Here is a 20,863-nt window from a genome sequence, read left to right as displayed (position 1 = left end):
TCACCGGTCGAGAATCGCCCTGCTGGCTGCTGCCGCGGTCGCGCAGAGCGCATCGGCTCTGCCACGCAGCTCGTCTGACGTCACGCGGTCCCCCCTCCCCCACATCGTCAGCATGTACGCCACTCGCCCGTTGGCGTCGAACACCGGCGCACTCAAGGACCGGAGCTCCACATCGTCGAGATCCCCGAGTTGGTTGTAGTGGTCGAGCGCCTTGAAGAACGCGTCTCGCATGGACGTTGTCGAGACATCCGGGTCGCCGGCATTGATCCGCGTCGCGACCAGTTCCAGGTGTGCTCCAGCCTGGTGCCCGAGCGCCACGGCATAGCCCCGCTCGCGCACGAGATCAGGGACTCGGCGCAGGACGTCAACCTGCTCGCTGTCCAGTGAATCAGCCACGGACCGGACCCACGCTTCCCTCAGTGCAGAGTCTCCCCACGCCGCGAAGCAACTTCCGATCGGAGGCATGAATGGCAGCCGTTGGCCGACCCGGGTCGGGGCGACCGCGATGTCGGTCCGACCGGCAGATGCCGCCAGTACCATCTCGTCGTTGACCAGAACGATCGCAGTGACCTCCGTGTCGAACCCGTTCGCCAGCGACTCCATGTGCGGACGGCCCAGGTCGATCTCGCCCAGATGGCTTAGCAGTTCGGTATCCCCCGAGGCCAGCGAGAGCGGGGTGAACGACCCATACCCTCCCCTGAAGAACAGCAGTGGCTGGTCAGGGGAACCGTGGTCCAGGTCCAGGACTCGACCGAGGACGATGTCGTGATCACCCCCCGGATACACCTGTTCGGTGACGCAATCGATCCAGACCACCGCTCCGTCGATCACCGGGTTGCCGGCTGGCGACTCGCGCAGGTCGAACCCCGCGAACTTGTCGGTCTTCCGCATCGCGACGGCCCGGCAAAGGTCCTCCTGACCGGACCCGAGAACGTTGATGCAGAAAGCATCCCCGCTCTCACGGAGCGCTCGCCATGACGACGACGACTGGCTCGGCAAGAAGGCCACCAACGGCGGGTCCAGGGACACCGAGGTGAACGATCCTACGGTCATCCCGATGGGCTCTCCCGCCGCGTCGACAGCGGTCACGACGACAACTCCCGTCGGGTATTGCCCCAGCACTTCTCGGAAGCGTGCCGGGTCGACCTGTGACGTGTCTCCGAACATGACGACCCTCTCGCTGCAACGGTTAATCGTGAGTGCACTTTGTTTGAGAGCATACTCTCATGATTGCGGCCGTCACACCTAGAAAAGGAGTGACGGGTGACGCCTTAGCCGCAATCCACGACCGGGGCTGCACCCGCCACCACTCGCCAAGGGGCTACTTTCGACCAGCCTCCGGAGTATCAGCACCTACCAGGTGGACCGTGTTGCCGAAAACCTCTTCGCCACGCCCCATCTCGGCGTGCGACCGCGCGACATCAGCGAAACTGAGAACCCGGCCGAGAACTGGATCGATCTTCTCTGCGCGCACGAGGTCGTTGTACGCGTAGGCCTGGGCGTCGTTGGTGCCGTGCGAACCTTGCAGGCGCTTCTGGCGCGTCCAGTGGTATCGAAGGTCAACCATGGCGTCGAAGCCGGTGGTGCCGGCGCAGATCACGACCATGCCGCCGGGCTGGCAGAGGAAGATCGAGGTTGGGACGGTCGCTGCGCCCGGGTGCTCGAACACAATGGCCGGTTCCTCGCGACCGCCCGCGATCTCCCAGAAGTCCTTGCCGAACTGGCGGGCACCCGCGGTCCATGTCTTCTGACCGTCCTTGTCATCGACGAGCGGCGGGACGCCCCAGTGGCTGTACTTACGACGATCGAGGTAGCCGATGGCGCCATACTTCATCGCGTAGGCGCCCCGGTCATCGCCGGACACGACTGCGATGGCGCGACCGCCGGCCGCCTTGACCAGCTGGCTGGCCTGCGTTCCGAGCCCGCCGGAACCGCCCCAGACCAGGACCAGATCACCGTCCCGGACGGTATTGCCCTCCCAGCCCAACAGCATCCGGTACGCCGTGGTGCCGACCAGAGTGGGAGCTGCGGCCTCGGCCCAGGACAGGTGATCCGCCTTCGGCATCAACTGGTGCGACTGCACGCGAGCGAACTGGCCGAAGGAACCGTAGTTGGTGTCGTAACCCCAGATCTTCGCGCTGGGAGCAATCATCTGATCGCGTCCTGCGGCGATCCACGGGTCATCGGCGTCCCACACACCGGGGTGCACCACGACCTCGTCACCCACGGCCCAGTTGGCTACGCCCTCGCCGACGGCGTAGACAATGCCCGACGCGTCGGATCCGCCGATGTGGAAGTCCTCGGGCTCTCCTCGCCGCTGACGAGTAGCGACCTGGTCGACCGGGTAGCCGCGCGCAGCCCACACGTTGTTGTAGTTGACGCCGGCCGCCATGACCGCGACGAGCACCTCTCCCGGCCCGATCCGCGGTGTCTGGACCACCTCTGGAACGAAGGCCGACGCCGGGTCACCGTAGCGGTCCTGCCGCACGACCTGGGCGGACATCTTCTCCGGGACAACACCCAACGGGGGAAGCGTTCCGATGTCCACGGCCGAAGCGCCGGGAGTGCTTACTGGTATGCGCTGGTCATCTGCAACCATGTCGAACCTCTCTCATCTGCACCGTCTGGGCGCGTCCTGAACTGTGACCGTCCGAGTTTGTCGGCCCTGAGTGCCCCGGTTCGACGGGCAGGACGAGGACATTGCGCCGCACCTGTGTCGAAAATCCCGAAGCCCGGGGACGGGCCGCGACACTCAGGCTCGCGCGGATCTGGCGCGATCGGCGACAACCATCGCCACCGCCCCTACAGCGGGGCCGACGGCCAGGACCATGAGGGCGGTACGCCACGAGAAGTGATCAACCAATTGCGGGATGACGGCCAACGTCACCATCGTCGTGATGTAGCCGAGAGCCAGCTGAAGGGAGATCGCGCCGCCGACATAGTCGGGGTCCGCGCTCTCCGCGACCATGGCGGAGAATTGGGCTGAGTCGGCGATGACCCAGAACCCCCAGAAAGCGCAGACACCGAGGACGAGCCCGAGCGGCGCCGTGGTGTAGGTCCCCGCCAGGAGCAGAGCCGAGCCGCCCGAGCACACGAGGCTGATCAGAGCAGCGCGCGGTCTTCCCCATCTGTCTCCCATCACGCCTCCCAGCAGGCATCCGGCCGCGCCGACGCCGATGCAGATGAAGGCGAGCAGAGCACCGAAGCTCTCTGCGTCGGAGCGAGATGCCACGGCAGGCAGCGCCACGATGAAGGAGCCTACAAACGCCCACATGGCGTAGAGCTCCCACATGTGTCCGACGTAGCCGACGTTGGCCAGAGCCACATCCCGGTTGCGGATCGACCTCAGCCCGCCGCCGAGGCTGAAAGGGCGACGCGGGAAGGGATAGGGTCCCGAGCCTCGAATGAGCAGCACCACGAGGCCACCGGCGATGGCCAGCACACTGGTGGTTCCGATCACCAGGCGCCAGTCGACGCCACCACCCGTGGCTCTCACCAGGTGCGGTAGGGCCGAGCCCAGCGTGAGGGCGCCGATCATGACGCTCAGGGCCTTGCCTCGTCCGCGGAGGAACCAGGTCGACACCTCCTTGACCGCCGGCGGATACACGGCCGCAAGGAACATTCCGGTGGCGACACGCAGAGGCAACGCCGAGGCAAGGCCGTCGCAGATCAGGAGGCCCGCGTTGCACAGACCTGCGCCGAGGCCGCCGACGGAGATCAGCGTCCGAGTGGGGATGGCGTCGACGACGCCCGTGGCGGCAGACACCAACGCGCCGACGACGAATCCCAGTTGGACCGCGATTGTGAGCGCCGAGGTGCCGCCAGCACCGAGACCCCAGTCGTCCTTCAACTGCGGGACCACGAACGTTGCGGAGAACCAGGCGCTCATCGACAACAGCGTGCTCAACGCAATCAGCGCCACCGCCGTGATCGGTCGACTGGTCACCGAGGACGTCGGCAGGCCGTACAATCCTACGTGCCCGCCCGTGGTTGAGTCGTTGGCGATCGGCGGCGTCACCGTCAGCCTCTGGTGATGCTCGTCAAGTGCGACGAGAGAGCCTCGTCAAGCTGGTCCTGCAGGCCTTCGGGGCTGTCGGGGTAAGCGGCGGGCCGTTTGTCGAGAAAGGAAGCGACGCCCTCTGCGCCATCGGGAAGCTCGCGAATAACGCCGGCCAGTTTCGGCTCGAGCGTGAGGCCAGCGTCGAGCCCGTGAGACATAGTCGCCCTCAGCCCTGTCTTGATGGCCCTGATCACCGCTGGCGACACCTCCGCGACCTGTTTCGCGAGCCGAATTGCCTCGTCAAGGGTGTCGGCGGGCTCACAGACGGTGGTGACGAACTGGGAGGCGAGTGCCTCGTGGGCGTCGATGGGCTGCGCCGTCGCCAACATCTTGAATGCCGTCGGGTAGGTCACAACGCTGAGCAGTCGGCTGAGCTGCCCGCCGACGGGGACCAGGCCAATCTTGGCCCCAACGGCACAGAACCGGGCGTTGCTCCCGGCAACCCGCAGGTCGCAGTTGAGAGCAAGGATGAAACCAGCCGCGTAGGCGTTGCCGTTGACTGCCGCGATGACCGGGGTTCCGAGAAGCGGCGGAGTGGTAAAAGCAGCGTTGGCAACAGGATCACCAGCTGTTTCGGGGTTCTCCATGACCTCTGCGAGATCGTGCCCCGAGGAGAACGACGAGGTTCCGGCACCCGTCACGACGATGCATCGGACCGCCGAATCGGCGTCCGCCTCGTGCAGCAGGTCGAGAAGGCGAGCAGTCATCTTGCTATCGAAAGCGTTGCGCTTTGGAGCGTTGTCGATGGTCAGAATGCGAACAGGACCGTCGTTGCGCACAAGGACGGTGGCTGCAGATGCGGGTGCGGTCGCGGTCATGCTGGTCCAAGAACTCTCAAGTTGGCCAGGGCCCCCGATGGGCCCTGGGGTGCGGCGAAGCGGATCACGTCTGCCTCGAACAAGGCGCAAGGTGATCGTCTCGACGCGGTAACATCACATGGCGATATTGACGCCCTCGCCATGTGATCTCTCGTCGAAGTTCGAAGACTTTCTCGGCGAACTTCGGGGTTTCCTCAATGCCTGTTCTGCTGATCGATGGAGGGAGGTGCGGAATGATTGACCCAGCCCGCGGAGCCCGGGTGACTGCGCCGGTGAGCGCCGACGGCCGGCTATTGGTGGAGAGACTTCTCCGTCGACGTCGTAATCTCGCTGACCTCATCGTCGCGGACGTCAAGAGCGACGTCCTTGACTACGGGAGCCTGGGAGCCCTCACGGTTTCTGGTGACGTCATGGAGACCGCTCTACTGACCGTGACCGACCTGCTCGAGAGCCTGCTCGACGAGGATCCGGAAGGATCTCGCCACCTCGAAAACATCCAGCGCAGCGCGTCTCGACGAGTGCATCAGGACGTCAGTCTCACCTCACTGCTTCAGAGCTACCGCATCTGGGGCGCGCGGATCTGGCAAGCAGTGCTGGACGAGGCGGGTGACGACCCGGTCATGCGCGAGGCGGCACTGGGCCTGGTCAGCCGCATCTTCTCCTACGTCGACAGGGTGTCGATCACCCTGGCGCAGGTCTACGCCGAGGAATCCGCGGGTGCGTATCGAGCCCGCGATGTGCTGCGCAGTGACCTCCTCGAGAGCCTGCTGCTCGGACAGGTTCTCTCGGATCGCGCGCGCGTTGAGATCGCACGCCTGAACCCCACATCCGACAGCAAACTGGCGGTGGCCGTCATCAAGCCCGGTGAAACCCCGCCTGAGCAGGCACGGTCGGAGACGATCAAGATCTTGCAAGCCTGTCGACAGAACATGACGCCGCAGGCGAAAGTGCTACTCGGTGTTCGCGACGGCGACGTGATCTGCCTCGTTCGAATCGGCAACGCGGCCGAACTGCAGCGCCTCCACGCAACTGCCCACAAGATTGCCGAGGAGAACCCGCAATGGCGGGTGTCGGTCGGACGCCCTCACGACGGAGTCGCAGGAATCCAGCGCTCCTTCCGCGAGGCTCAGGAAGCGGCGGCCGTTGCTGCTTCGCTGCGTCCCCGTGGCGGAGCGATTCTGTTTTCCGAGGTCATCCTTGATCGCATCCTGGTCCGTAGCGACTACGCCGAGGACCTCTTGGAAGAAGCCCTCGGTCCACTGTTGGCATACGACGCCGAGCACGAGGCCGATCTCGTGAATACCCTGCGCTCGTACGTGGCCAACGACATGAACATGACGCGGACTGCCAAGGACCTGATGGTAAATCCCAACACCGTCGCCTACCGCATCAAGCGAGTCGGTCAACTCACAGGCCAGGACCCCACCACGTCAGCGGGCATCGTGACGCTGGCCGTCGCGCTCAGGTTGATGGAGAGCTGAGTTCGCGCCGAAAGGCATCACAGGGCGTCCATGTCAGACATGGACGCCCTGCTCGCCACTGTTCTCGTTTCAGGAGAGCCGCTCGATCACCATGGCCATCCCCTGACCGCCGCCAACGCACATCGTTTCAAGCCCGAACTGCTTGTCGTGCCACTGCAACGAGTTGATAAGGGTGCCCGTGATGCGGGCACCCGTCATACCGAACGGGTGACCCACGGCGATCGCTCCGCCGTTGACGTTGAGCCTGTCCTCGTCGATCTTGAGCTCTCGGGCCGAGGCAATGACCTGCGCGGCGAACGCCTCGTTGATCTCAACGAGGTCGATGTCGTTCATCGTCATTCCTGCCCGGGCGAGCGCGAGCCGGGAGGCGTCGACAGGTCCGAGCCCCATGATCTCTGGGGACAGTCCCGACACACCAGTGCTGACGATGCGGGCCAACGGAGTGAGACCGAGATCCTTGGCCTTCGTGTCCGACATGATGACGATCGCGGCAGCACCGTCGTTGAGGGAGCAACAGTTGCCCGCTGTGACGGACCCGTCGGGTCGAAATACCGGCTTGAGCCCCGCGAGGGTTTCTGTCGTCACCCCACGACGGGGACCGTCGTCGGCGCTCACCACGGTGCCGTCAGGGAGCGTCACGGGGGTGATCTCGCGAGCCCAGAAGCCCGAGTCGATGGCGGCGACGGCGCGGTTCTGACTTCGCGCTGCAAACGCGTCCTGGTCCTCGCGAGACACGCCCTTGAACTGCGCCACGTTCTCGGCGGTCAGCCCCATCGACATGTAGGCATCGGGCAACAGGCCCTCTGCGCGGGGCTCGCTCCACATCGGCCCGCCAGCCGCAGCGGCGGCTGTACGCGCCTGCGCCGCGGCGAACAACGGGTTCTCCGAGCCGGCCGGTCCGTCGGCCCAGCCTTCCTGATAGCGGCTGATCGTCTCCACTCCGCCGGAAATGTAGACGTCGCCCTCGCCGGCCTTGATGGCATGCAGCGCCATGCGTGTGGTCTGGACACTCGCCGCGCAGTAACGATTGACGGTCACGCCAGCAAGGTGGTCGAGTCCGGCGAGGACCCCGACCGTGCGCCCGATGTTGAACCCAGCCTCACCCGACGGCTGCCCCACTCCCAGCATGAGGTCCTCGATGTCCACCGGGTCCAGCTCAGGCACCTTGGCGAGAGCTGCGTGAATCATCTGCACGGTCAGGTCATCAGGACGCATGTCCTTGAGGGATCCCTTGAATGCGCGACCGATCGGCGAGCGAGCGAGCGAGACAATGACGGCTTCAGGCATGATGGCTCCTTCAGGAGGTAGGTTAGCGAGCGCCCAGTAATGTGCTGCTACTGTGCGCTGCGCGAGCACTTTCGTCAACCAACGAATACGGAGACCTCCGTCACGATCGCGCACTCCCGCATCACAACCGGCCAACCACAATGGACCCCCCATGCGAAATTCACCGAAGCCTTCCTTCGACGACGTCCGTGCGCTCTGCGCCATTGCTGAGGGGCACGTCGCACCAGATCTGACCGACGGCAACGGACACATGAACGTGCGCCACATCTATGCCCTCGGCGTCACGGGAGCTGACCTGCTGTCCGAACAGGTAGGCATCGATGACGAGTACCGCTCCAGCCGCAGGATGGGGACGTTCGCCGCTGAGCACCACATCGGATTCTTTGCTGAGCTGCACGAGAGAGACCTCTTCTCGGTCCACCCCGTCTGGATCGATCGCTCAGAACGAGCAGCGCACGTCCTCGTTTTCGTCCTGAACCAGACGACACGGGCGCTCTCGTCGATTCTTGAGCTCGTCGTGGTGAACGTGGACCTGGAGAGTCGGTCCGCCGTTGCACTTCCGCCCGACGTCGCAGCGCAGATCGATCGAGGCATCGCAGTATCACGGTCGATCTCCTGGCCTCTTCCGACCTCTGGAGCAATGAGTGTTCGCCGGTGAAATACGTATGATCGGGCTTGACCTCGTCACCCTCCGGAGATCTGGGGTCCAGCGAGACATGACCAAGAGCGCGAGCATCGGCGCCAGTTCCGCTCGCGCGACACGAGGGAAGGGCCAATGACCGCATCGGCAGAGCCGTCTCGGACCGAGGTCACGAAACAGCGAATCCTGGAGTCCGCGACAAAAGCCTTTGCGGAGCGAGGCTTTCACGGCACCTCGACCCGGGACATCACGACCGCCGCCGGCACCAGTTCCGCCGCGCTCTACGTGCACCACAAGTCCAAGGAAGAGTTGCTCTTCCTGATCTCGAAGGCTGGCCACGAGACCACTTTGGCGCTCATGCTGGAAGGCCGGGGATCGTCAGGCGATCCTGCCGAACAACTGCATACCGTAGTCAGGGACTTCATCGCCGATCACGCACGCAACCACACCCGCGCACGGATCGTGAACTACGAGATGGCCGCGCTCGATCCGGAGCACCTGGAAGAGATCACGGCCCTTCGCCATCGCATCGACGTGGAATTGATCGATCTGATCGCCGCGGGTATCAAGGCAGGAACCTTCGACATCCCGGACCCTCGGATCGCTGCGTCCGCAATCCTGTCCCTCGGCATAGACCTTGCACGGTGGTTCAGCGACGACTTCAGACTGAGCCCTGAAGAGTTGGGTGAGGAATACGCGGAATTGGCTCTACGCATCGTTCGCGCACGCGGGCACTGAGGCAGTTCCTGTTCATCCCGGGAGTCAAGCCAGCATGGATACGGTCTCGACCACACAAACCGGCTTGTCGCCGCCCTCTCGTTCCAAGATGACCAACGCGTTGACCTTGTGCCCGCCGCCCGCGGGCACGACCGAGAGCAGTTCGACTCCCGCCCGCACCTTGGAGTCCACAGGGACTGGCGCCGGGAATCGAAGCTTCTCTGCTCCGTAGTTGACACCCATCTTGACGCCCTTGACGTCATAGATTTCCCAGATCAGTTGCGGGACCAGGGACAGCGTCAAGTACCCATGCGCGATGGTCGTACCGAACGGACCCGTCGACGCCTCAACCGGATCGACGTGGATCCACTGGTGGTCACCGGTCGCTCGCGCGAAGGTATTGATCTGCTCTTGGGTAATGGTGTGCCATTCGGAGTAGCCCAGATGGGTTCCGACGGCCTGCTGGAGGTGAGCGATGTCCTCGAACGTCCTCATGAAACCGGCCCCCCAGCGACGTAAAGCACCTGTCCCGACACGAAGCCTGCCGCTTCACTGGCGAAGAATGACGCGGCGTGTGCGATGTCCGCCGGACAGCCAGTCCGCCCGACCGGGATCTGTGCGGCGATCTCCGCCTTGAAGTTCTCGAATGAGACACCCATGCGCTCCGCCGTGGCGACCGTCATCTCCGTCTCGATGAATCCCGGGGCGATGGCATTGGCAGTCACACCGAATTTGCCCAGCTCGTTGGCCAGTGTCTTGGTGAAACCCTGGATGCCGGCCTTTGCGGCGGCGTAGTTCGCCTGACCCCGATTGCCTACGGCTGAGGCACTCGAGAGGTTGATGATCCGACCAAAGCCAGCTTTCGTCATGTGCGCCTGGGCGGTCCGGCTCATCAGGAACGCGCCGCGCAGATGCACGTTCATCACGGCATCCCAGTCCTCCACGCTCATCCGGAACAGCAGATTGTCGCGGATGATGCCGGCGTTGTTGACAAGCACCGTCGGGGCACCGAGCTCGCCCACCACTCGATCGACGGCATGCAGCACAGCGGATTCGTCGGCCACATCGGCACCGATTGCCATTGATCGTCCACCGGCCGCCTTGATGCTGTCGGCGACGCCAATGCAGGCTGACTCGTCGAGGTCCAGGACCGCAACTGCCATCCCGTCTGAGGCGAGTCTGCGGGCAACGGCGGCGCCGATGCCGCGGGCGGCACCGGTCACGATCGCGATGCGGTTGTAGTCCATGTGGCACTCCCTGAGGTTGGTTCTGTCGAGCGCGTCTGACCGCTGTCAGTTCGCGGCGGCGACAGCAGTTACTAATCGCTCGCTAACCCAGCGACGGTAACGTCCGCTGCGCTCGGCGGTCAAACCTCGAACGGACTGAACAGGGCGCGCTGTCCGGCCGACCGCTCTCGGCGCAGCTCGGACGCGAAGAGGCGCTGGAGATATCCGCATGGAAGCGGCGACTCTTTGCGCAATTCCTGTGCCTGCGGTGGCGCGTCGCTATGCATCATGGCTGCGAACAATGGTCACCAGGCCCGGATAGCGGGCCTGATTTCCTCACCCAATCTGCTCTTTGAGTCGCTGCCAAAAGCACATGTCCTGGCCACGCTGACGTGGTCAGGCGCAATTTCTCGAGCTCCCCGAATCTGACAAGGAATGATCTGGATGACAAACGTGGTGCGCAACATCTGGGAGCATGCCGAGTCCACTCCCGAGCACATCGCTCTCCGTGTGGACGACCAGGCATGGAGCTATGCGGAGTTGCAGGCCAACGTCGCTCGCGCGGCATTGGGACTCAAGGACCGCGGGGTCAACCGCGGCGACCGAGTGCTCATGGTTGTTCCTTCGAGTGCTGAGTTCGTCTTTGTCTACTACGGCATCCTGTCGATCGGAGCCACGGCCGTGACTGTGAACACGCTCTGTACGGCCCCTGAGATTGAGTACTACCTCAGCGACGCTCAATGCACCCTTGCCGTCGGCTATGACGACACTTCCGATGCCCTCTCCGTCGCGGCAGCAAGAGTGACCACGCCCACCTGGATCCTGAGTCCTGGCTCCGTAGCCAGGGACGTGACGGATGAAACTGGCGGCCTCCCTGAGTACGTCGACCTGGACGACAGCGACTCTGCCGCGATTCTCTACACGTCCGGGACAACGGGTCGTCCCAAAGGAGCAGTGCTCAGCCATCGCAACCTGATCTCAACGGCACAGGCAGCATCGATTGGGCTGGAAGTCGGGCCGGATGACCGTATGGGCACGGCGTTGCCGCTCTTCCACGTATTCGGCCAGGTCTCGGCGATGGGTGCTATCCACTACGTCGGCGGCGGCCTCTCCCTACTTCGTCGATTCGACGCCGAGGCAATGCTCAAGCTTGCCGTGTCCCACCGGCTCACGGCGATGGCCGGCGTGCCGACGATGTGGAACGAGATGCTCCACGCAGAGACTTCGTACACTCCCGCCGATCTCGCCGGCTTGCGGCTGTGCCTGTGCGGCGGGGCACCGCTTCCTACCGCGGTGAAGGACGCGTTCCTCGCGAGGTTCGGCGCTCACATGGTCGACGGATACGGCTTGACCGAGACGTCGGCCGCCGCGACGTGTGGTTCTGTTCACCATCAGACCAAAGAGGGCAGCGTGGGGCGCGCGGTGCATGGGACTCGTATCGCGATCCTCGACAACGACTTGCAGCCTGCCCCTCTCGGTGAGGTAGGACAGGTGGCCGTGGATGGACCTGGCGTGATGCGTGAGTACTGGAAGCGCCCGGAAGCGACTGCCAGCGTGCGTAGCGGACCGTGGTTCCTCACCGGGGACCTGGGCACCATGGATGCCGACGGCGATCTGTGGATCGTGGGCCGACTGAAGGACTTGATCATCCGAGGTGGCTACAACGTGTACCCGACCGAGATCGAGGATGTCCTCTACAGACACCCCTCGATCTTGGAGTGTGCTGTCGTCGGCGTACCTGACGACCGACTTGGCGAAGAGGTCGCGGCGGTACTGGTGCCGCAGCAGGGATCGGACATCGACCTGGTTGAGCTGCGTGAGTGGCTCGCCGAGCGTCTCGCCGCATACAAAGTTCCGCGAATCTTCCAGCTGAGCGAAGGGCTGCCGAAGGGCACGACCGGGAAGATCCTCAAACGTGAGATTGACCAGCAGGATCTGCTCAGCGACGGGGTGCGGCCACCAAAGCCAGCCAGGACCTGAGCGTCCGGCACGACGCCCACTACCTCTACCTACCCGACGAACAGCGATGCAACGCAGCCCTGCACCGAAACCGAAGGAATTCACATGAGCACGCTCGGAATCAGTGATGGAGCCGCAGCCTGGGCGCTCGATCTCGAACATGCACTCACCACTCGGAGCGCGGACGCGCTCTTGGGCCTGTTCGCAGAACAGTCCGACCTCCGCGACAACGGAGCACTCACCTGGGACTTCCGTCAGTTCCATGGCCGGGACGCCGTCGTGTCGATGTTGCTGAGCGTGCTCGACGAGATCCAGCCAACCGGCTTCTCGGTCTCCTCAGCGTGGCCGGAACCGCAGGTGGTCGGCGAAGGGGACGACGCCATGGTGGAGGCCTTCTTCGACTTCGACACGAAGTCCGGGAGAGCTGTGGCGCTCATCAACGCGACACCGGACGAGACGTCCGCGTATGGATTTGCCGTGCGGGCCATGTACACGCGCCTTGAGGAATTGAAGGATGTCCGCGCACCCGACCGGCACCCCCGCGGCAACGGCTTCACGCCTTCCTATCGTGGGCAGACGTTCGGAGAGCACGACCGTCGGCGCCGCGACTGGGCCGAGGGCAGTCCGGAAGTGCTGATCGTGGGTGGTGGACAAGCGGGGCTGGTGGCAGCCGCTCACCTGGCGAAGGTCGGAGTCGATGCCCTCATCATCGACAAGAACGAGCGAGTCGGCGACAACTGGCGACTTCGCTATGACTCACTCTGCCTGCACAACACCGTCGAGATGAACGCGTTCCCGTTCCTGTCCTATCCACCTCACTATCCCGAGTTCCTTCCCAAGGACGTCATGGGCGACTGGTTGGAGACCTACGCGCGCTACCTCAACCTGAATGTGTGGAACTCGGCCGAGTTCCTCGGCGCCAAGTACGCCGACGAGGACGGGCTCTGGGCGGCGACCGTTCAGCGATCGGACGGCAGCGAGCGCGTTCTTCATCCACAGCACATCATCCTCGCCACCGGCGGCATTGGCGGACGTCCATCAGTGCCCACGCTTCCGGGCTTGTCGTCGTTCCGCGGGCAGGTGATCCACTCTTCGGCTTACACGAAGGCAGCGGACTTCGACGTACGCAAGGCGGTGGTCGTCGGCACCGCGACCAGCGCGCACGACATCGCACTCGACCTGTACGAGAACGGCGTCGAAGTGACGATGGTGCAGCGAGGTCCAGTGGTGGTGAACCAGGTCGAGACGGCCAATCTCGTGTACGCCGAACATCTCGACCCGACGATTCCGACCGATCTGGTCGACCTCCGCGACGGGATGACTCAGGTCAGGCCGATCCGAGAAGCCGGATTGCGGCAGTATCACTCGTTCGCGAAGAGTCTTGACTCGGATCTGCTGAAGGGCCTCGAAGGAGCCGGGATGCGGATCGGGGACGGATTCGACGGCCAGGGTTGGCCCGATCTGTTTCAGCGCACCGGAGGTGGGTTCTACCTGAACAAGGGTGCCTCCGACGTGATCATCGCCGGAGGAATCAAGATTCTGCCCTTCGATCGCGTTGTCGAGTTCGCGGAGGCTGGTGCCGATCTCGACGACGGCACGACGTTGGACGCCGACATCGTCATCCTTGCAACCGGGTATCAGAATCGACAGGTTGAGGTCGCAGATCAGTTCGGCGCCGAGGTCGCTGAACGTGTTGGAGAGATCGCACGTTGGGACGAAGAAGGAGAATGGTCGGCGATGTGGGGTCAAACCGGCCAGCGAGGCTTGTGGATCAACGGCGGGGCCATCTTGCAGATCCGGCCAGCTACCCGGTTGATGGCGCTGCTCGTCAAGGCTGATCTAGACGGCCGGATCCCGGAGTCGTTCCGCCGCCGCCCAAAGTCGGCATCGGACAGCGGACTGACCTCGAAGAACGCACCGCAGGCATCACGATGAATGATCTCTTCATCGCTGGACAGTGGGTGCCGGGATCCGCTGGGGAATTCGACGTAGAGAACCCGGCGAGCCGCGAGGTCATCGCACAGGTGTCCGACGGCGGACCCGACGACGCGACCTCAGCAGTGGATGCAGCCGCTGCTGCCCTCTCCGCGTGGAGCCGCACTGCCCCGCGCGAACGCTCCGAAGTGCTGCGTCGGATGTACGAACTGATGATCCGCGACCGCGACAGCCTCGCCGCGATGATCTCTTTGGAAAACGGAAAGTCGTTGTCTGACGCAACAAGCGAGGTCACCTACGCCGCGGAGTTCTTCCGCTGGTTCGCCGAAGAGGCCGTTCGAACCACCGGTGACTACGGTGTGTCCCCCGCAGGTGGCACGCGCACGGTCGTGACACACAAACCCGTCGGTGTCGCCGCGCTCGTGACTCCGTGGAACTTTCCTGCAGCGATGGCGACACGCAAGATTGCGCCGGCCCTCGCAGCCGGGTGCACCGTCGTCCTCAAACCTGCGTCAGAGACACCGCTGACGGCGCTCGCCGTGACCCGACTCCTGATCGAGGCCGGGCTGCCAGATGGGGTGGTCAATGTCGTACCGACGACCGACGCGCCGTCAGTTGTGACGACATGGATGAATGACCCGCGCGTCCGCAAGATCTCCTTCACCGGGTCGACCGGCATCGGACGGCTGCTGCTGAAGCAGGCGGCCGAACGTGTCGTCAACTCATCGATGGAGTTGGGCGGCAACGCGCCGCTCGTGGTGACCGAGGACGCCGACATCGACGCTGCGGTCGCTGGCACCATGGTCGCAAAATTCCGGGGCGCAGGACAGGCCTGCACCGCCGCAAACCGCCTGTACATCCATGCCGACATCGCCGACGAGTTCTCCACCAAGCTCGGTGCTGCTGTCGAGTCGCTGACGGTAGGCCCGGCAGCGGAGGGGTCCCAGATCGGGCCGCTCATCTCGGCCAAGGCAGTCGATGGCATCAAGGCGCTCGTCGAGTCCGCCGTCGCGGCTGGCGCACGAGTCACACATCAGGCGTCGATTCCCAACAGCAAGGGTTTCTACTATGCGCCCACCGTGCTACAGGACGTTCCGGCCGACGCCGACGTCGTCATGAACGAGATCTTCGGCCCAGTCGCACCAATCGTGACCTGGACAGACGAGGCGCAGATGCTGCGACTCGTCAACGCGTCCGAGTTCGGTCTTGCGGCGTACGTCTTTGCGGGCGATCTCCAGCGCGCGATGCGAATCGGGGAGGCCATCGACGCCGGGATGGTCGGCATCAACCGAGGGATCGTCTCCGACCCCTCGGCGCCGTTCGGCGGTATGAAGCAGTCCGGCCTCGGCCGTGAAGGCGCCCGCGCCGGGCTCGAGGAGTTCACGGAAACTCAGTTCCTCAGCATCGACTGGCCGGGCTGAGCTTCGCGTCACCGGTTCATCCACCTATCGACAGTCCGGCGTCTCAAGCAGGCACACCCTGCCGGTGGCCTCATTGCCGGCATCCACACGCCTTCGTGGCAGAGCGCGCCGCCGGGCGGCTCACACCGCAGCGAACCGACTGAACATCCGTGGCTACGGAGCGACTGCCGGTCCTGCGGCCGCGCTCTCACAAGCTCACGTCGGCCAGCCACTGTTGGACACTTCGGGGCATGATTCCGAGCAGCGACTGCGCTGAGCGCCCCGGAGCGATGGCAGCGTGCGCGAGTGAGCCCAGGTACTCGTACAGGCCTACGACACCTGTGGACGCCGGGCCAAGCAGTGGCTTGATGATCTCCCCGAAGGCCGCTGGCGTGAGTGCCTGATAAGCGACGTCGTGGCCGAGCCGCGTGCCGAACGCTCCAGCCAGGTCAGCTCCGAGAATCGCTGGATCGTGGCCGACCTCCACGACGCCAGGGACCTCGCGGCGCGCGAACAGTTCAGCGACGACGTCGGCCACGTCGAGGTGGGAAGCCCAGGACACGGGAAAGTCTGCCCGCAGCGGGTAGGGCAAGGAGCCGCGCTCGCGTGCCGATGCGACGACCGGTGGCATCAGCAGGTTCTCCAGGAACAGCCGAGGAGCCACGACCACGTGGTCCAGTCCGGTTTCCTCGAGTCCGTTGATCAGGGTCGAGACCCCCGCTGACGTGCTCTGCCCGGCACCCCCTTCGGGCACGACGACGCTACCGCTCGTGGAGAACACCACCCGGGCCGGTCGCACCTCCCCCAGCGCTGCAACGACGCTTCTTGCGAAGGCTTCTCTGTCAGCCTCGCTTGCCATCGGCAAGTGCACAAAGACACCGTCTGCTCCGCGGTAGGCCTCGGCCAACTGCTCAACCGAAGACGCATCTACGGCCCGCACACGTGCTCCGTTAACGACGGCATCCTGCCTGCGGGTGAGTGCGACGACGGGCTTGCCCACTGCGGTGAGAGCGGCGACGACGGGTCCACCTTGGGCGCCGGTAGCGCCATGAATCACATAGGTCATGAGCCATTAGTACAAGCACTGCACCAGTTACATCAACTGCACTAATGGGCTATCGTCACAATGTGACGAACTCGAGCCTTCCCGAGTGCGGGGTTGCGCGCTTTCTGGCCTTGGTCAACGGACCCTGGGCCACACTCGTGGTCCGCGAACTCCTTCCCGGGCCGCTCCGATTCACCGAGTTGCGTGCTGCCCTGCCCGGCATCAGCCCGCACACGCTGACCAGCCGTCTTCGCCAGTTCGAGGCCTACGGCATAGTGACTCGTACCTCGTACCCCGAGATCCCGCCCCGCGTGGTGTACCAGCTGACTCCCCACGGCGAGCGGCTACGCGATGTCCTCGACACCATGAGCGCGTGGGCGATGTCGATCGAGATAGCCGACGCGAGCGATGACGACCAGGCTGCAGCGCCACAGGCTCAGTAGCTGCTGGAACTCCTTCCGGGCGAAGAAGCCTGTGCCACAACCGAACTGCCCGATGGGACTGCGTTGCTCCGACCATGACTGGGCGGCCATCCGGACGCGGGAGCCGCCTATGGAGCCGAGATGACCGACCCGCCGCCAACTAGGTGCGCCCCACCGCGGTCGGTCCGACCGAGGCATGACGCGTCACGGACCGCGCCCAACGCTCGCTGACGATCCATCCATTGGGTCTCGCTGACCAATCCCGCACCAACAGGCACGACCGAGGTGATGTTGTAGCGGTCGCGGTAGGCAGCGACTGTGATCGCCGCACCGAGCCATTCGTCTCGGCCCCACGGACGGCTTGGCAGCTCCGCCAAGCACCGAACCCAGGCATCCCCCGAACAGATCGCCATGTCTGCAAGCATCCGCGCGCGAGATTCGATCAGCTCCTTACGCTGATCGAGCGCCTGACGATCCTTGATGCTCATCACACCCAGCGGCTCGGGGATGAGTCCGGCGATCAGTCTCGGGTGAAGTCGGCAACCTCGTGGAGAAGACGAGGCGACGCGGTCCGTGCGATGGCGGAGTACAGCCGCGATGTCGTCGGCGTCATCGAGGCCGTGCTGTCGGACGATACGGGGCACCAGGGCTTCCAGGTCGTGGTGGTAGGCCTCGGCTCTGCGGAGTGCGGAGGTGAGGGGTCCGAAAGCGGCAGACTCAACAGCAGCCGATAGCTGGTCGGCTGTCAGCCCGGATCGGTTGAGCAAGTCGACGAAGCGGTCCCGCTGTGCATCGGCGGCAATGGTCTCGAGTTCTGCGGCGAGGCGGGCGATGCCGCCGTGGATGGCGTACTCGGCTTCCATCGTCTGGTGGGCGGACAAGCTGGCGCCGCTGTGTTGGAGCACTCCGAACAGCACGGTGCGCGCCGTGACGTCCTCGAGTTCCGGAGTCGAGTGACTGTCGTCCGGTTGGTCGAGGGCGACGTACGCAATGTTCGAGTCTCGGCCGCGACTCATCGAGACGTAGAGGTTCTCCCGGGTTGTCGTCGGCGTAACAACGACATGCGAGGTGTCGACGGTGATGCCCTGGGCGCGGTGGGCTGTGACGGCGTACCCGAGGTCGAGGTGGTGCTCGACGTACTCCGCCGGCAGGACGCTGCTCCCCCGGCGGCGCAGGTCGAGACGATTGACGGCCACGGACCCGTCTCGTCGGATGTCGGTGATGCGCCAGCGGTCTCCGTTCATCACCCATCCCCGGGCCGTAGTTTCGATGGTGCGATCGTTTCGTCGAGTGATCACGACATCGCCCACCGACGCCCGACTCCCGCCGGTGAGGTGGACTTCTCGGCCGTTGACAGCACCGTCGACGAGCAGGCGCTCGGCGCGGGCTCGTTCGTTGAGTGCTTGTACGGCGCGCGCGGACTCGGCCACGAGCAGGCTCGCCACACCGGAGTTGGTGTCTGCGCGCCAGGCTTCGTAGGCGGCGTCGAGCATGTCGTCGGTCATGCCTTCGCGGATTCGGTCCTGTCGGGCGTAGGTCGACATGACTTCGGCCTCCCCGCGGCGTAGGGCGAGGGAGGCGTGCTTCTCCCATTTGTTCTTGAACCGGTGAATCTCGGTCAACTCGGGGGCGTCGGTACGGCGGTCAACCAGCAGGGCGAACGCGCCGCCGGCGTCGATGGACTGGAGTTGGTGGGGGTCGCCGACGAGCAGCAACTTCGCGCCGGCGCCGGCGGCGATGCCGCTGATTCGGTCGAGGCTGGTTGTGCCGGCCAAGGTGGCCTCATCGATGATCACCAGTTGCCCGGGGCGGAGTTGGGTGCGGCCGTGGTCGTACTCGTACAGCCATTTGGCGGTGTTGTCGCATGCGATTCTGAGGTCGTCCGCCAGGGCCTGCGCAGCGGTGGCCGACGGTGCGAGACCCACGACACTCCCCCTGCCGTGCTCGTGGACCCACGCCGATCGAAGCGCATGCATGGTCGTGGTCTTGCCCGCCCCGGCCGGGCCGACCAACAAGTCGACCAGGCGCCCGGAGTCGGTGATGCTCTCCAAGGCTGTGCGCTGTTCGGCGCTGAGCGCCCCATGGGCATCGCGGATGGCGCGCATGACGACGGATGGCGGCACCGACGGTGCGGTGGTCTTTTCGGAGCGGTCGAGGAGCCGGGTCTCGGCTTCGATCACTGCGGTCGAGGAGTACTTCACCGAGTGCCGTGGCCGGAAGATACTGGTCCCGTCCTCGCGCTGGAACCGAACCGGACTGATCGCCAACTCCGGAGGCGTCAGCGCCACGGATTGGAACTGTGCCGCGTCGACCACCATCGCCACCACCGCCTCCCGTTCTGCGGTGCTGGCAAAGCGCATGTCCATCGTCTGCTTCGAGACCTCGGCCAGCAGATTCCAGTGGCTCCAGACCGAGCGCTTGACGCTCACCGCAGTGACAACGTCTGCGCCGATTGCTTCGATTGCCGCGAGGGGGACGTCGTCCACGTTGAGTGACCCGGCGGCGTTATCGAGCAGAGTCGCTGCCCACGACGTGGGCTCCAACCCGAGATGCGCAGCCGCTCGCTGGCGCCATTGTGCTGTGAGGTCCGCCAGGGACCGGGTTTCCTTCGGTGGCCGGGTGGCGAGGGTGGCTTGGGCGCGAAGCTCGACGATCGTCTTCGCCGAGGGCATCCGGCCGTGCCGGGCGACGTACTCGGCGATGAGTTCGTCCTTCCTCAGTTCGATCTCACGGGTACGGCTCGAGAACTCGGCGATCAGCTCGTCACTGACGCCGACGATCTCCCACTGCGGGTTCCGGTCCGCGCCACGTTGACGCAGCTCCCACTCGACACCGAGGTCGCGTGTCAGGCGGTCGGCGAGCAGGGCGTTGTAGTGCGCGGAGAGTCCGGTGACAGAGGCGAAGACCGGGCGGCCGTCCAGGCTGCGCCACTGTCCGTCGCGCAGAGTGAGGACCTTGTTCGACAAGACGAGGTGGGTGTGGAGTTGCGGGTCACCTGCCCGGGAGTCGTAGTGGTCGTACGCGACGGCCGCGACACCAGCGACACCGACCTGGGCGACCGCCCCATCGCGGTCCGCGAGCCCCGCTCTCGTGGCGGCGACCTCGCGCTCGAAGTACGCAAGGACGTCGCTCACGGCTGCGTGGTGGGCGTTGACGATCCGTTCCTGGGTCGCCGCGTCGGCGACGCCCCACAGGACCGAGACCGACTTCGGCACGCTGAAGGTCAGGTCGAAGCCGGCGACCGCATTCCGGCTCCCTGCTTTGGTTTCCTCGGCTTCGATGCGGCTCGTCTCGGCCGCACAGTCCTCCTGAGTCATCTCCGGGTCCAGCCCAGCGACGCGTTCCTCGATCCGGGCGGAAAGCTTCTTGTACGTCGGATAGGCAAGTCCCAATTGGTCTCCGGTCACCGGGTCCCGGCCCATCCCGATCAACAAGGCCAGTTGCGCTTCGCTCACTTGCATGCCCGGGTGCAGACGGCCGTCCCCGAACGCTGCCAGGCCGGAACCCATCCAGCGGCCGGGCGGCGTACCCGTCTCGGCGTAGTAGCGGGTGAGCGGCGTCGACATGGCGCGGTCGCCGTCGCCGGCCACGACGCTGCGCAGCAGGTACTGGTAGCCCGTGCCTGCCGACATGCGGCGCATCGAGACCGTCACGGCCGTTTCCGTTCCACAGACCCTCAGGTACGCACCTTCATCCACAGGCCAACCTGAAGTGGACATGGGGCTGTACACCTCGAGGTGCAATACGTGTGGGATCGAGAAAGGGTTGGGGTGCCGGGGCAGGGACAGGGATGTGGAGTGGGGTGACGTGGAGGCGGGAGCGGGAGCGGCGAGGGCAGCCGGGGAGGAGTGAGGAGGGCGAGGAGGGATGGCG

Annotated in this window: 16 protein-coding genes; 7 read left to right on the top strand and 9 right to left on the bottom strand. The window is 64.9% G+C overall.

What is annotated here, in order from left to right; translation table 11 throughout:
• From ASE20_RS09800 to ASE20_RS09785, 4 genes are all read right to left on the bottom strand, one after another.
• Window positions 1-1,167, bottom strand: coding sequence for a flavin reductase (locus ASE20_RS09800; RefSeq protein ID WP_056894358.1), 1,167 nt, complete (start codon window positions 1,165-1,167; stop codon window positions 1-3).
• 154 nt (window positions 1,168-1,321) lie between these two features.
• Window positions 1,322-2,548, bottom strand: a complete 1,227-nt coding sequence (gene ccrA / locus ASE20_RS09795) for a crotonyl-CoA carboxylase/reductase (protein WP_200952760.1) — start codon at window positions 2,546-2,548, stop codon at window positions 1,322-1,324.
• A 204-nt stretch (window positions 2,549-2,752) separates the two neighbouring features.
• Window positions 2,753-4,018 carry an MFS transporter gene (locus ASE20_RS09790; protein WP_200952759.1) on the bottom strand — a complete coding sequence of 422 codons (1,266 nt, stop codon included), beginning with the start codon at window positions 4,016-4,018 and terminating at the stop codon, window positions 2,753-2,755.
• A 2-nt stretch (window positions 4,019-4,020) separates the two neighbouring features.
• The gene (locus tag ASE20_RS09785; protein WP_056894356.1) at window positions 4,021-4,878 is read right to left on the bottom strand and encodes an enoyl-CoA hydratase/isomerase family protein; all 858 of its coding nucleotides are present in this window, start codon (window positions 4,876-4,878) and stop codon (window positions 4,021-4,023) included.
• 272 nt (window positions 4,879-5,150) lie between these two features.
• On the opposite strand from ASE20_RS09785, the gene ASE20_RS09780 reads away from it, so the two are divergent.
• Entirely contained in the window at window positions 5,151-6,359 is a 1,209-nt protein-coding gene (locus ASE20_RS09780) for a PucR family transcriptional regulator (RefSeq protein WP_056894355.1), read from the top strand.
• Window positions 6,360-6,428: 69 nt separating this feature from the next.
• Here the strand turns inward: ASE20_RS09780 and ASE20_RS09775 are convergent, their stop codons facing one another.
• The gene (locus ASE20_RS09775) at window positions 6,429-7,646 is read right to left on the bottom strand and encodes an acetyl-CoA C-acetyltransferase (RefSeq protein WP_056894354.1); all 1,218 of its coding nucleotides are present in this window, start codon (window positions 7,644-7,646) and stop codon (window positions 6,429-6,431) included.
• Between the two features lie 151 nt (window positions 7,647-7,797).
• Between ASE20_RS09775 and ASE20_RS09770 the strand changes: the two genes are divergently transcribed.
• Both ASE20_RS09770 and ASE20_RS09765 read left to right on the top strand, forming a co-directional pair.
• Window positions 7,798-8,304, top strand: coding sequence for a thioesterase family protein (locus tag ASE20_RS09770; protein ID WP_157538400.1), 507 nt, complete (start codon window positions 7,798-7,800; stop codon window positions 8,302-8,304).
• Window positions 8,305-8,421: 117 nt separating this feature from the next.
• A complete protein-coding gene (locus ASE20_RS09765; protein ID WP_056894352.1) occupies window positions 8,422-9,024 on the top strand; it encodes a TetR family transcriptional regulator in 603 nt (200 codons plus the stop codon).
• A gap of 24 nt (window positions 9,025-9,048) precedes the next feature.
• Here the strand turns inward: ASE20_RS09765 and ASE20_RS09760 are convergent, their stop codons facing one another.
• Window positions 9,049-9,498: a MaoC family dehydratase gene (locus ASE20_RS09760; RefSeq protein WP_056894351.1), complete on the bottom strand. Its 450-nt coding sequence runs from the start codon at window positions 9,496-9,498 to the stop codon at window positions 9,049-9,051.
• A complete protein-coding gene (gene fabG / locus ASE20_RS09755; protein WP_056894350.1) occupies window positions 9,495-10,250 on the bottom strand; it encodes a 3-oxoacyl-ACP reductase FabG in 756 nt (251 codons plus the stop codon). The genes ASE20_RS09760 and fabG overlap by 4 nt, the downstream gene beginning before the upstream one ends.
• Window positions 10,251-10,682: 432 nt before the next feature.
• On the opposite strand from fabG, the gene ASE20_RS09750 reads away from it, so the two are divergent.
• From ASE20_RS09750 to ASE20_RS09740, 3 genes are all read left to right on the top strand, one after another.
• Window positions 10,683-12,209: a class I adenylate-forming enzyme family protein gene (locus ASE20_RS09750; protein ID WP_200952758.1), complete on the top strand. Its 1,527-nt coding sequence runs from the start codon at window positions 10,683-10,685 to the stop codon at window positions 12,207-12,209.
• Window positions 12,210-12,293: 84 nt separating this feature from the next.
• Entirely contained in the window at window positions 12,294-14,123 is a 1,830-nt protein-coding gene (locus ASE20_RS09745) for a flavin-containing monooxygenase (protein WP_056894349.1), read from the top strand.
• Window positions 14,120-15,544 (top strand): NAD-dependent succinate-semialdehyde dehydrogenase, encoded by a 1,425-nt coding sequence (locus tag ASE20_RS09740; protein WP_056894348.1) that lies wholly within the window; start codon window positions 14,120-14,122, stop codon window positions 15,542-15,544. The genes ASE20_RS09745 and ASE20_RS09740 overlap by 4 nt, the downstream gene beginning before the upstream one ends.
• A 187-nt stretch (window positions 15,545-15,731) precedes the next feature.
• Here ASE20_RS09740 and ASE20_RS09735 read toward each other — a convergent pair whose 3' ends face one another.
• Window positions 15,732-16,589 carry an SDR family oxidoreductase gene (locus tag ASE20_RS09735; RefSeq protein WP_056894347.1) on the bottom strand — a complete coding sequence of 286 codons (858 nt, stop codon included), beginning with the start codon at window positions 16,587-16,589 and terminating at the stop codon, window positions 15,732-15,734.
• Between the two features lie 62 nt (window positions 16,590-16,651).
• On the opposite strand from ASE20_RS09735, the gene ASE20_RS09730 reads away from it, so the two are divergent.
• A complete protein-coding gene (locus ASE20_RS09730) occupies window positions 16,652-17,011 on the top strand; it encodes a winged helix-turn-helix transcriptional regulator (protein ID WP_200952757.1) in 360 nt (119 codons plus the stop codon).
• A 107-nt stretch (window positions 17,012-17,118) separates the two neighbouring features.
• Here the strand turns inward: ASE20_RS09730 and mobF are convergent, their stop codons facing one another.
• On the bottom strand, window positions 17,119-20,643 hold the full coding sequence (gene mobF / locus ASE20_RS09725; RefSeq protein ID WP_056894345.1) for a MobF family relaxase: 3,525 nt from the start codon (window positions 20,641-20,643) through the stop codon (window positions 17,119-17,121).
• Between the last annotated feature and the right edge of the window lie 220 nt (window positions 20,644-20,863).

Source organism: Nocardioides sp. Root240 (assembly GCF_001428825.1).
Taxonomy (GTDB): Bacteria; Actinomycetota; Actinomycetes; order Propionibacteriales; family Nocardioidaceae; genus Nocardioides.
The sequence above is the reverse complement of the archived record's forward strand: the minus strand, read 5'-3'. Positions and strand labels throughout refer to the sequence as shown.

Bases quoted from the DNA above. Each gene is read 5' to 3' on its own strand.
- ASE20_RS09800 (WP_056894358.1), bottom strand. From the start codon at position 1,167: ATGTTCGGAGACACGTCACAGGTCGACCCGGCACGCTTCCGAGAAGTG.
- ASE20_RS09785 (WP_056894356.1), bottom strand. From the start codon at position 4,878: ATGACCGCGACCGCACCCGCATCTGCAGCCACCGTCCTTGTGCGCAAC.
- ASE20_RS09775 (WP_056894354.1), bottom strand. From the start codon at position 7,646: ATGCCTGAAGCCGTCATTGTCTCGCTCGCTCGCTCGCCGATCGGTCGC.
- ASE20_RS09770 (WP_157538400.1), top strand. From the start codon at position 7,798: ATGCGAAATTCACCGAAGCCTTCCTTCGACGACGTCCGTGCGCTCTGC.
- ASE20_RS09765 (WP_056894352.1), top strand. From the start codon at position 8,422: ATGACCGCATCGGCAGAGCCGTCTCGGACCGAGGTCACGAAACAGCGA.
- ASE20_RS09760 (WP_056894351.1), bottom strand. From the start codon at position 9,498: ATGAGGACGTTCGAGGACATCGCTCACCTCCAGCAGGCCGTCGGAACC.
- fabG (WP_056894350.1), bottom strand. From the start codon at position 10,250: ATGGACTACAACCGCATCGCGATCGTGACCGGTGCCGCCCGCGGCATC.
- ASE20_RS09745 (WP_056894349.1), top strand. From the start codon at position 12,294: ATGAGCACGCTCGGAATCAGTGATGGAGCCGCAGCCTGGGCGCTCGAT.
- ASE20_RS09740 (WP_056894348.1), top strand. From the start codon at position 14,120: ATGAATGATCTCTTCATCGCTGGACAGTGGGTGCCGGGATCCGCTGGG.
- ASE20_RS09735 (WP_056894347.1), bottom strand. From the start codon at position 16,589: ATGACCTATGTGATTCATGGCGCTACCGGCGCCCAAGGTGGACCCGTC.